Raw genomic sequence first — 11836 nt, 5'->3', positions numbered from 1 at the left:
TATGAGTTAAATTTTAATAATTGCTAACATCTCTTCATTTTTTTCATCCATGCCGACTTCAACAAAGCCAAAACTGGTGTAAAAGTTGCTTGCTACAGTATTGCTTGGCTTATAACAGATTTCTATTTCTTTTAATTCATTTGATTGCCTAATTTCATTAAGGGCTAGCAGCATTGCCTGGCGTCCAATACCTTTGTTTTGATATTGTCGATCCACCATAAATCGCCAAATTGATGTCTTTTTATCTGTTTCAGGTACCCACATAAAAAATCCGACAGGTTTGCCATCTAGGCAAATTGCACGTGTTTGGTATGAGGGATTGAATTTTGATTCAACCAGTGACCACACGTTTTCTGCGACATATTCACATTGCTCATCGGTTACTGTTAGATCACAGACATCTTCATAATTGTCTTTATCCACATTAGCGAGAGTTATATTCATGTAATATCCTTGTAAATTGATGAATAATATTATTGATTGGCAAGTGTATATGAAGTTTGTTGAATTGAGAAGCTATGGATTTTTTGTTCTAAATATAAAATTATTTAATTTAGTTAGATAAATCATTAACAGTATTCGTATATAGTTCCACATATGATATTGATAGATAGCAAAGGCTAAAAAAATCCCGGTACAGTTTAAACTGACCGGGTTTTATTTTGTTTCTGAGGAAAAACTCAGTGATGGCAGATACGATGAGTGATCAATAACACTGGGTTATTCTTTATTTTCTTCCTCTGACGCCAGAGGGGTAATTTTTACCTTATTAATTCGGTGACTGGTCACTTCCAACGGTTCAAACAGATAATTATCAATCTGTAATTGCTCACCTTGTTGTGGAATATGTTGTGAATGCTCCATTAGTAAACCTGCCAAGGTTTGATATTCACGTTTTTCATCCAATTGCAAAGGGACATAAAGGATCAAATCATCCAGCGGCATATAACCATTGGCGATCCAACCACCATTTTCGGTCGCTTGAATATCATGGCGAGCATCAGTTTCTTCGCCATCTACCGGTAAATTACCCGCGATAGTTTCCATGACGTCGGTCAAAGTCACCACACCTTCCACAGAACCAAATTCATCGACAACAAACGCGAAGTGAGTTTGTGCCTGGCGGAACTGCTCCAATGCTTGGAGTAGTGAAAGCTGTTCAGGGAAAATCAGCGGTTGTTTTATCAGCGAGTGTAAATCAAAAGGCTGTTGGTTGAGCTGTTGATTCAATAAATCAATAACATGGACAACACCTAATGGTTCGTCACTGATATTTTCATCAGTTACCACAATGCGTGTGTGAGGACTTTTACGCAGTATTTGCGTCAGATTTTCGGTTGGCGCGTGAATATCAAGGTACTCCACATCGTGACGGGAAGTCATGATACTGTTGACGTTGCGTTGCGCCATGCCTAAAACCCTGGCAATCATTTGACGTTCTTGTGGATCAAACACTTCCTGATTATCAGAAATCAGGTTAGAGGTATGATTGTCCAATTCTGCATTTTCATGTTTACCACTAAGGATACGTAAAACAGCTTCCGCTGTTCTTTCGCGTAGTGAACGGGAAGCAGTAAGAAATCTGCGGCGGTTAAACTGAGCAAATTGGTTCAAGGCTTCAATCATAATGGAGAAGCCGATAGCGGCGTACAAGTAACCTTTGGGTATATGATAACCAAAACCTTCGGCTACCAGACTGAAACCGATCATCAACAAGAAGCTCAGACAGAGAATAACGATAGTCGGGTGAGCATTGACGAAAGTGGTTAGCGGTTTACTTGCCAGTATCATCAGGAACATCGCAATGGTGACTGCCGCGATCATGATACCGATGTTGTCTACCATACCAACAGCAGTAACCACTGAATCCAGTGAGAATACAGCGTCGAGGACAATTATCTGAACGACAACCGTCCAAAATTTAGATGTTTTGCGTTGTTGTCCTGAGTGGGGGTCTTTGCCTTCCAGCCGTTCATTGAGTTCCATCGTCGCTTTGAACAGTAAGAAAAGGCCGCCTATCAGCATAATCAGGTCGCGGGCGCTAAATGGATGTTCCCAAAGCGTAATTAATGGATGAGTTAGCGTTATCAGCCAGGAAAGACTAAAAAGCAGTACGACACGCATCAGTAACGCGCAACTCAGACCTGTAATTCTTGCTTTGTCTCTTAGTTTTTCAGGAAGTTTATCTGCCAGAATGGCAATAAAGACCAAGTTGTCGATTCCAAGGACAATTTCTAGAACGATAAGAGTAACCAGTCCAGCCCATATCGTCGGATCAGCGATCCATTCCATACAGTTTGTTTTACCTTCTAATTATGACGGCTTATGCCGAATAATGAATAATGGGCATTGCCTCATCAAATTTCAATAGTTGATTTTTCATCTTGGGAAGTTTTTTCCAAAAAATGAGGTGTAGCGGCATCGATGGCACCAATAACTATCCATTAGGACTGATCCTGAGTTAACATGTGATCACATTAACAAATTGCACACTAATTATTATTGGTGAGCAAAATTATCATCAGACAGGAGTTATTCATGTCCAAGCAGCAGATTGGTGTTGTCGGTATGGCGGTGATGGGGCGTAACCTGGCACTGAATATTGAGAGCCGTGGTTATTCCGTATCTATATTTAACCGTTCAAGTGATAAAACTGACGAAGTGATCGCCGAAAATCCGGGGAAGAAATTAGTTCCAAGTTACACTATCGAAGAATTTGTCGATTCACTGGAAAAACCGCGCCGTATTCTGCTCATGGTTAAGGCTGGCGAAGCAACCGATAAAACTATTGCTTCCTTGACTCCACATCTGGATAAAGGTGATATTTTGATTGATGGGGGTAATACCTATTTTCAGGATACTATCCGTCGTAATCGCGAGCTTTCTGCTCAAGGTTTTAATTTTATCGGTACCGGGGTTTCCGGTGGTGAAGAGGGGGCATTGAAAGGGCCATCTATTATGCCTGGCGGCCAGAAAGAAGCGTATGAATTGGTGGCGCCAATTCTGCAAGAGATCGCGGCTAAAGCGGAAGGTGAACCTTGCGTGGCTTATATTGGCCCGGATGGCGCCGGCCATTATGTGAAAATGGTTCACAATGGCATTGAATACGGTGACATGCAGCTTATTGCAGAAGCTTATTCCTTACTGAAAAATGCCTTGCATCTGAACAATGAAGAATTATCTGAGATTTTCACTGATTGGAATAATGGTGAATTGAGCAGCTATTTGATTGAAATCACGGCTGATATTTTCCGTAAGAGAGATGAAACAGGCCAATATTTGGTTGATGTGATTTTGGACGAAGCCGCAAATAAAGGCACGGGTAAGTGGACCAGCCAGAGCTCTCTGGATTTAGGTATTCCAGTGACGTTGATCACAGAATCGGTATTTGCACGTTATATCTCTTTTCTAAAAGATCAGCGAGTTGCTGCGGCTAAAGTTTTAAGCGGGCCGGAAGCACAACCATTTAAAGGTGATAAGGCCGAATTTATTGAAAAAGTTCGCCGTGCGCTTTATTTGGGTAAAATTGTCTCTTATGCTCAGGGTTTTCAGCAATTGAAAGCGGCATCTGATGAGTACCAGTGGGATCTCAATTACGGTGAAATTGCCGGGATTTTCCGGGCGGGTTGTATTATTCGCGCTCAATTCCTGCAAAAAATTACTGACGCTTATAACGAAAATGCGGATATTGCTAATCTGTTGCTGGCGCCTTACTTTAAGAAAATTGTTGATGAATATCAGCAAGCGCTGCGTGATGTTGTTTCGTATGGGGTGCAGAATGGTATCCCAACCCCCACATTCTCCGCGGCTATTTCTTACTACGATAGTTATCGTTCTGCTGTATTGCCCGCTAATTTAATTCAGGCTCAACGTGATTATTTTGGTGCTCATACTTATAAGCGTACTGATAAAGAGGGAATTTTCCATACTGAATGGATGGAGTAAGCCCGATTATTATCGATTGACCAGGAACGTGAAGAGGCTACATCAGATATGATGTGGTTTTAGTTTTCGCGATCGTCTGGAACACGCCGTTGCGGTTTTTTTAACAAATGTACCGTAACGGCGTAGCTTGAATTTCAGAATATGACTTATCTGAGTGTGATGATTGTCACATTAATCCCGAATTAAGCAATAGGATCAGTACTAATAATGTGAAAATCAAAACGATTGTTTCCCATATGAACCAGCTTCAAGTTTTTAGGGAAATTGAGGCCCTCATCGACAGTTGCAATACCGACAGCATCATAAGAAAAATAGAATGACCCGTTACCAATATATTCTCCGGTGTTGACATTTCTTACATAAATTGAAGTGACTATCTCTTTCTGTACCAATAGTTCATTAACGACAGTATAATTATCATCTGTTGTGGCGTTAACGTCGATTGTTTCTTGTTCTTCTCCATTAAATATCTTAATGGTCATAGAGAATTTTATATCTGAATGAGTATTATCGATGATTCTTACTGCAACCAGTTTTGTATCTTTCTGCATAATTCTGAATTTAGATAATCCTCTAATTTCTCTATCGATATCTGGATTATCGACTACCCACTCATAATATTTACTCTCTGGATCGTTGTAATGGCGCCACGCATGGACTTTTGATAACTTGCCAATTTTTACTGAACGGAATTTATCGTTAAGATTGGAAGGGAGCGATATAATTTTATCTAGCTCTGGGTAATCATGTGACTTACCCTGATAGTCTTTCTCTTCGAAAAATGTGACGCCGGTAATTAATTCTTTTGTCATTCTTTTACTCCTTAAAATTAATGTAAGTAATATATAGGTTGCCAAGAAATAATGTTTCTGTTAATAAATTCCTATGTAATGCTTTTCTGAAAGTATATCTGGTTGTATTAATGTGAAATATATAGTATTTGCTCGTTTCTATTATTTGTACAAATTAGCCTTTTCTATTTGATATTTGCTACTAATAATTTATTAGTTCCTTATCTTTAGATGTGATATATCCAGTCAAGAAAGGAATAATATTCGATAGATTAATATTAAAATTAGCATAAAAATGCATAAAGTAAAGCTGTTTAAAAAATACCGAATAATATCTTGATAATTACATTAATATAGTCCAACTGATTGTTTGAAATATGAAAATTTGATGCTTTTAATCAGTTTTGTATATTAATATTAGTATTCAATTTAATTTTGAATATTTTTCATGTTTGTTGTTTTGAGTAGATGTTATGAGATTGTTTTTAATTTATAATATTATGAAAATATCTATAATCAGATATGTAATAATGTAATGGTTGGATTTTTCTATAATTTTTATAATTAATCATTAGGGGAGTATTTATCTAAAAATAAATATCTTATGATCATTTTTCCTAGTGGGTCTTAATTTAATCTTTTTTTAGATTAAATTATTGTTTAACTTTTCAGTTATAAATTTTCATGAAAAAAGAAAAATAACAGTGAATGACTAACTAATTATTAAAAATTTATTGTCTTGGTAAAAATGAATACACCGTTGCGGTTTTTGATGATGTTCCGCAACGGTGTTGCTTAAATTTTCAGAACGTAGCCTGTCTGAAAACGACGATTAATTATCGTTACATTATGACCGGATTAGTAAGAAAAATCGGTACTGATAATATGAATATCGAAACGATTACCGCCTACACTCACTATTCTGAGATTTTTAGGGAAATTAGCTTTCTCATCAATAGTAACAATACCATTTGCATCACGATAGAAATAGAATGATCCGTTATTAATATATACTCCAGTACTGGTATTTCTTATTGCAATGGCAGTGACTAACTCGGTCTCAAATGGCAGTATACCAACCAATGCATAATCATCATCAGTTGTTGTTTCAACTGGACCCACGCAATGTGTATTCGTGAACATTGAGAATTTAATACCTGAATGAGTATCATCAATAAGTCTTAATGCAACTAAGCAGGTATCTTTTGGCGCCACTTTGAACTTAGATAATCCTCTAATTTCTCTATCGATATCTGGATGATCGTATTCCCATTCACGATAGCGTTGACCTGGTTCCCAATCGCTCTGGTGACGCCATGCATAAACTTTTGATAGTGTTCCAATTCTTACTGAGCGGAATCTATCGTTGAGATCATAAGGCAGTGGAATAATGATATCGTTTTCTGGATAATGGTGCGCTTCACCCAGAAAGTATTTTCTATCGAAAAAAGTTGCACCTGTAACTAACTTATTAGTCATATTTTTCTATTCCTTAAACTTTATTTTGAAAAAACGTCATCTTTCTTTTTGAAAGCGATATGAGAATACAATGAGTGTGGGTTCTTGTATTTAATAAAATATAATGAATAGGCATATTAAATTGTTGCCAATATAACATTAATATAATTGACATATCATTTTGTATCGATATTTGAAATAAAGGTTCTGAAATCAAAAATAATTGAAAATTCCTATCGAAAGACACCTTTATTTGGGTGGGGAATTATCCCCTAGTGTAATTGGTAATTTTTTGTATATGGCTCAATAGTGAATAATTAGATATTCATGGTATTTGATAATTATACCTCTCTGTTTAATGTTTATATAATGTAGAAATAAGAATGACTTTATCTCGTGATATAAATTTATGGGGCGGATAGTTACCACTTTAAATGAATATGTTTAAAATATTATCTTAAATAGCCTATTTCTATAGGCTATTTAATAAATATCATTTTTCTCAATAGTATTTATTCTACCCGGCAAAAATTCACCAATTCAGGTTGTGCAATTCGGTGATAATCTTCAGTGTTAAGAATCACTGAGCGTTCAAGACTGCCGGCATTAAAAGCCAGTTCATCGAAACGTTCAAACAATAAAGGGTCTGCGACTAGTTTCAGATCTGGATGGAAACTAAAAGGTGGAATAGCGCCAAACACACATTGAGTCAGCTCAAAAACTTCTTTAGGACTTGCCAGTGAGGCGCGGTTGCCACCGATCTGTTTTGCCAGTGAAGAGAGATCTGCTTGTTGATCCGCAGGCAGTACAGCGAGTACGTATTGACGGAACCCTTCCCCTTTAACATGGCAAACTAACCCTTTTGCCCCTTGTCCAAGTTGCGTACCTCGGATTTTTGCAACTTCTTCGGAACGTCCGGCGGTTGGATGTTCCATCACCCGGTAGCTGGCATGATGATTATCGAGTAATGCAGTCAGGCGATTAAATATTTCGTTAGAGGACAAAATAAACTCCTAAGTAATAATTTTGTGAATTGATATATCAATCTTATCGATTATTGTATTTATTATATTGCCAATTACATATATTCCCAAGAGGGAAAATTATCAAATATCTATTTTAATAAACATCATGTTAACTCTACCGGTGTATATATTTATATTTTTTGAATTATGTGGTTTAAATAGAACTATTATTTATGTTTATTGCAAGAGCAATGATCTGTAGTTCCATTAGGTGATTTTTAAATTTTAATTTTTATATATTTTCACTCTAAAACTATTTTAATATTAAGGAATTATCAATGATGACTACGACTTTTTTTATGGCCTCAGTAAATATGTTTGGTGCGGGTTGTTTGGTTGAAGCGATAAATGCGATGAAAGGTGATGGTTATAAGCGAGCATTGATTGTGACGGATCCTGTTTTAAATGAAATTGGAGTAGTAGCAAAAGTTCAATCTTTATTATCTGATGTTGATATTGAGAATGCGGTTTATGATGGTACCAATCCGAATCCGACGACACTTAACGTTGAGGAAGGTTTGGGTATGCTGCGTCAGCATAATAGCGATTGCGTTATTTCTTTAGGTGGTGGGTCGTCACATGATTGTGCAAAGGCGATTGTGTTGGTCGCGGCTAATGGAGGAGATATCCGGGATTATGTAGGTATTGGTCGTTCATCTAAACCGCATTTGCCATTAATCTCAGTTAATACTACTGCGGGTACTGCGTCAGAAATGTCACGTTTCTGTGTCATTACCGATACTGAAAGCCATATTAAAATGGCCATTGCTGACAAGAAAATAACACCTGTTTTGTCTGTGAACGATCCAGAATTGATGGTGGGCATGCCGAAAGGGTTAACTGCCGCAACTGGAATGGATGCAATGACTCATGCGGTTGAAGCTTATGTTTCTACTGAGGCTAACCCAATAACGGATGCTTGTGCATTGAAAGCAATCTCAATGATTAGCCACTCTTTACGCCAGGCAGTTGCAGATGGGAGCAATATAGAAGCACGTGAAAACATGGCTTATGCACAATTCTTGGCGGGTATGGCGTTTAATAGTGCATTACTGGGGTATGTTCACGCCATGTCTCACCAATTGGGTGGTACTTATAATTTACCACACGGCATATGTAATGCTGTTTTGTTGCCGCATGTTCAAGAATTCAATGCTAAAGCGGTTGCGGGTCGCTTGAAAGATATTGCCGCTGCGATGGGGGTAGATGTAAGCGCTATGAATGATCAGCAAGGGGCTGCGGCATGTATTGCTGAAATTCGTAAGTTATTAAAAGATATTGGTATTCCGTCGGGTTTAGCGGAATTGAATGTCAAACCAGAAGATTTACCAATGTTGGCAACTAATGCTTTGAAAGATATATGTTGTTTGACTAATCCCACTCAAGCTACCCATGAAGAAATTGTTGCAATCTTTAAAGCTGCTATGTGATTTATAAACGCTCATTTCGTGTAGATATTTATACCTAATTGGGCGGGGAGCAGTCATTAAAAGGCGACGTAGGTGTATACGTCGCCTTTTAGTTATTTTTCGTGTGACTGTTTTTACCCTTTTCATCTACCGGAAAAGGGCGGTGGATCGCGGTTACAGGGGGCGGCGAAAAATATAAAATGTATGTATTCGCTGTACCTATTTCGTCGGGTATTATTAATAAAATAGCTTAACGAAATAGGTTGTTAATTATTATTCGTTCACATTAACAATGCGATCTTGTTTAGGATAAGCAATGGGAGATTTTTCAACGAAATATTTCATTACAGCATCAACATCAGGCACGCTATATATAGGATCAATACCCTCGTTAAACACAGAGAAGTTATCTCCCCCTGTTGCCAGAAATTCGTTAGCGACCACACGGTATTTTCCATTTAATTCAATAGGTTCACCATTGATTTTCATCGAGTTGGCAATAACACGATTGCCTACTGGTTTGGCATTATTCCACTGATATTCAAAGCCATTAGAAACCGCTAAAATTTGCGAACGTGAATGATTCCATTGTTGTTCTAGCAGACGTTTAATTTGTTCACCAGTTAGCGTCTTGGTTAATAATACATTGGAGAATGGCTGAACAGCGTAGATAGTACTGTAAGTTACCTCACCACGAGTCATATCAGCACGAATACCGCCGCTGTTCATAAATGCAATTCGGGCGCCGCCGCTCTCTTTAGAGGCAGCAGTATACAAATGTGCATCTGCAATCACTTTGCCCAGTGAAGATTCACCAGCACGATTAGTTTTCCTATTCAGATTGCTATCCAACTTACCAATGACTCGGTTTGCCAATGGAGCGGCTATTTTTTCATATATATCTAATGCCTTCGTCACTTCTGGATCTTTTTCATATTTATGGTTATCAACCGAAATATTTTCCGCTTTAAAATCGATAATATCCTTAGTGGTTCTGTCCAGTTTTAGATCCAAGCTAGTTATTAACTCGCCGTTAGCCTGTGCAGAAGTGACTGGCTTACCATTAATCACACAGTTATATGCCTGATGCGTGTGACCAGTAATAACGAAATCAATCTCTTTATCCAGTTGATTAACAATATCCAGCACTTCACCGGTTAAAGCATTGCAGGCATTGACATTAATCGGCTTGCCATCACTTTTTTGTCCCGCACCTTCATGAATCAGAACGCCTATTGCTTTAACACCTTGTTTCTGTAGCTCAGGTACTAAAGCATTAATGGTTTTAACTTCGTTAGCGAAGCTCAAACCTTCGGTTCCACTTGGTGTCACGATCTTTGGGGTACCTTCCAGAGTCAGGCCAATGAAAGCTATCGGAATACCTTCAAATTTTTTAATGACATATGCAGGAAGTAGTGTCTTACCCGTTTGATTAACGGTGACGTTTGCTGCCAGATACTGGAATTTCGCCCCCGTAAATGGCTTTGGCCCCTGACAGCCAGTCACAGGATGACAGCCACCATTCTGTTTACGCAGCAGTTCATCTTTACCTTTATCAAACTCATGATTGCCAACAGCGGTTGCTTCCAAGCCTATTTTGGATAGCGTTTCAATCGTTGGCTCATCATGGAACATTGAAGAGAGTAATGGGCTTGCGCCGATCATATCACCAGCACCAACGACAATATTGTTAGGTCTCTCTTTCTTTAGTTCCTTGATTAGCGTGGACATATGTTCAATACCACCTGGTTTGTTGGGATTTGGTGCTTTCAGCGCACCATGAAAGTCATTCATAGCCAGGACACGAACATCAATAATATCTGCTTTATCATGACCAGGTTTAATGACGCATCCGGTCAATAGGGCACTGCCAATCGCCAAAAAAATTAATTTATACTTATTATTCATTTTATTTATCTCTTGATATTGAGTTCACATTTTAGCCAGTCAATCACATCTAATTCTTTGCTGTAACAAATGTAAAGCTTATCACGATTGATCTGAATGATATGGCGCTTCAACGAACGAGCGCGGATTATTTACTTGGAAATGGCAAAACGTTTATCTAAACCAACAGTGTAAGCCTGTTTTTTATAATTAAAGGTATTTGTATTTTCATCATGCAGGTAGTAATTTGTATATATACCACTTTTGATGCTATCCCAGTGCCATTTTATACTAATATCGTACAAATATGTTTTCCAAATAAGATTAGTTTTTCTTGGAGGGGAGTTTTGATATTGGAGCAAGAATTTAGTTCAATTTTTTATTCAGAGCTAAAATTAAGTAACTAAAATTTAATTTAAAAAATATACTCTATGTTATTATGATTTCCACCAATAAAAAATTTCTACGTGAAAAATAATCAAGAAATGAAATAGATTATTATAGATTGAAATAAAGCTAATTTTTTGATGCATACTATGGTTGCGATATCCGCTTTTGGTGATGGGAGAATATCGCTAGAAGAAAGATGTGCTTTACGATCTTGGTAGCACTTTAGTATCACGACGCAGGTTAAATCCTATTACACGACGTGAAGAAGGATTATGAAACTTATTAGATAAGACGGCAAAGAAAGATCCCTAACACCATACGATGTTAGAGTTTATACAACTCATTCTGTCAGAATTCTGCTGCACTCGATTGCTTGAGTTATAAAGCAAATAGCTGAGCCGATTTTGGGAGGTATCCATTTCATTACCAGCCCCGAGACAAGCACTTCGAGGTCGATAAATCGAATATCATTCTGGAAGGTATAATGTCTATTAATTAGAGTGTACTACCTGGCCATCAGTTATATTGGGGTAATCAATACAACTGCCCTGGTATTGCTGCCTTTGTATAAACAGATTTACTTTTTATTAATGGAAAAAGAAAGTTTATACCCAATGGATTTCAAGATACATCGCGACGGCAAGGGAGCGAATCCCCGGGAGCATAGATAACGATGTGACTGGGGTGAATGAGTGCAGCCAACAAAGAGGCAACTTGAAAGATAACGGGTATATATGAATCACTTCCTGTTGTACTATAACCCGAATTCTGGATAAGAAATTGACATGAAGCCTGTTCCAGGAGCAATGTTTTGGTGCACGCCGAAACAGCTCCGGGGAGGAACAGGCTATGAACAAGTTAGTTGAAATTTTCTGCGATGTCGATGATTTTTGCCGCTTCTTTATTCCTCAATGGGAATTATTTTGTTTCG

At 37.9% G+C, this 11836-nt stretch carries 8 protein-coding genes; 2 read left to right on the top strand and 6 right to left on the bottom strand.

The annotated features are described in order from the left end of the window. Positions 1 to 6: 6 nt before the first annotated feature. Positions 7 to 444, bottom strand: a complete 438-nt coding sequence (locus EAE90_RS20195; protein WP_214055011.1) for a GNAT family N-acetyltransferase — start codon at positions 442 to 444, stop codon at positions 7 to 9. 276 nt (positions 445 to 720) lie between these two features. Continuing rightward, positions 721 to 2292: a TerC family protein gene (locus EAE90_RS20190; RefSeq protein ID WP_214055010.1), complete on the bottom strand. Its 1572-nt coding sequence runs from the start codon at positions 2290 to 2292 to the stop codon at positions 721 to 723. 246 nt (positions 2293 to 2538) lie between these two features. On the opposite strand from EAE90_RS20190, the gene gndA reads away from it, so the two are divergent. Continuing rightward, positions 2539 to 3945: an NADP-dependent phosphogluconate dehydrogenase gene (gene gndA, locus EAE90_RS20185; protein ID WP_214055009.1), complete on the top strand. Its 1407-nt coding sequence runs from the start codon at positions 2539 to 2541 to the stop codon at positions 3943 to 3945. Positions 3946 to 4127: 182 nt separating this feature from the next. Here the strand turns inward: gndA and EAE90_RS20180 are convergent, their stop codons facing one another. The 3 genes from EAE90_RS20180 to EAE90_RS20170 form a co-directional block, all read right to left on the bottom strand. After that, positions 4128 to 4757 (bottom strand): beta/gamma crystallin domain-containing protein, encoded by a 630-nt coding sequence (locus EAE90_RS20180; protein WP_214055008.1) that lies wholly within the window; start codon positions 4755 to 4757, stop codon positions 4128 to 4130. 837 nt (positions 4758 to 5594) lie between these two features. Further along, positions 5595 to 6215, bottom strand: coding sequence for a beta/gamma crystallin domain-containing protein (locus tag EAE90_RS20175; RefSeq protein WP_214055007.1), 621 nt, complete (start codon positions 6213 to 6215; stop codon positions 5595 to 5597). Positions 6216 to 6706: 491 nt separating this feature from the next. Next, positions 6707 to 7198: a YbaK/prolyl-tRNA synthetase associated domain-containing protein gene (locus tag EAE90_RS20170; RefSeq protein ID WP_214055006.1), complete on the bottom strand. Its 492-nt coding sequence runs from the start codon at positions 7196 to 7198 to the stop codon at positions 6707 to 6709. Positions 7199 to 7497: 299 nt separating this feature from the next. Here EAE90_RS20170 and yiaY point away from each other — a divergent pair, with 299 nt between their 5' ends. Next, a complete protein-coding gene (yiaY, locus tag EAE90_RS20165; protein WP_214055005.1) occupies positions 7498 to 8649 on the top strand; it encodes an L-threonine dehydrogenase in 1152 nt (383 codons plus the stop codon). A 252-nt stretch (positions 8650 to 8901) separates the two neighbouring features. Here yiaY and EAE90_RS20160 read toward each other — a convergent pair whose 3' ends face one another. Further along, positions 8902 to 10536, bottom strand: coding sequence for a bifunctional metallophosphatase/5'-nucleotidase (locus EAE90_RS20160; protein WP_214055004.1), 1635 nt, complete (start codon positions 10534 to 10536; stop codon positions 8902 to 8904). Positions 10537 to 11836: the final 1300 nt, after the last annotated feature.

It is taken from the genome of Photorhabdus caribbeanensis (assembly GCF_018448885.1).
Lineage (GTDB): Bacteria > Pseudomonadota > Gammaproteobacteria > Enterobacterales > Enterobacteriaceae > Photorhabdus > Photorhabdus caribbeanensis.
This window is presented reverse-complemented; position numbering and strand designations above follow the sequence as displayed.

What these genes read in the sequence shown, in the direction of transcription:
- EAE90_RS20195 (WP_214055011.1), bottom strand. Translation starts at nt 444, where the DNA reads ATGAATATAACTCTCGCTAATGTGGATAAAGACAATTATGAAGATGTC.
- EAE90_RS20190 (WP_214055010.1), bottom strand. Translation starts at nt 2,292, where the DNA reads ATGGAATGGATCGCTGATCCGACGATATGGGCTGGACTGGTTACTCTT.
- gndA (WP_214055009.1), top strand. Translation starts at nt 2,539, where the DNA reads ATGTCCAAGCAGCAGATTGGTGTTGTCGGTATGGCGGTGATGGGGCGT.
- EAE90_RS20180 (WP_214055008.1), bottom strand. Translation starts at nt 4,757, where the DNA reads ATGACAAAAGAATTAATTACCGGCGTCACATTTTTCGAAGAGAAAGAC.
- EAE90_RS20175 (WP_214055007.1), bottom strand. Translation starts at nt 6,215, where the DNA reads ATGACTAATAAGTTAGTTACAGGTGCAACTTTTTTCGATAGAAAATAC.
- yiaY (WP_214055005.1), top strand. Translation starts at nt 7,498, where the DNA reads ATGATGACTACGACTTTTTTTATGGCCTCAGTAAATATGTTTGGTGCG.
- EAE90_RS20160 (WP_214055004.1), bottom strand. Translation starts at nt 10,536, where the DNA reads ATGAATAATAAGTATAAATTAATTTTTTTGGCGATTGGCAGTGCCCTA.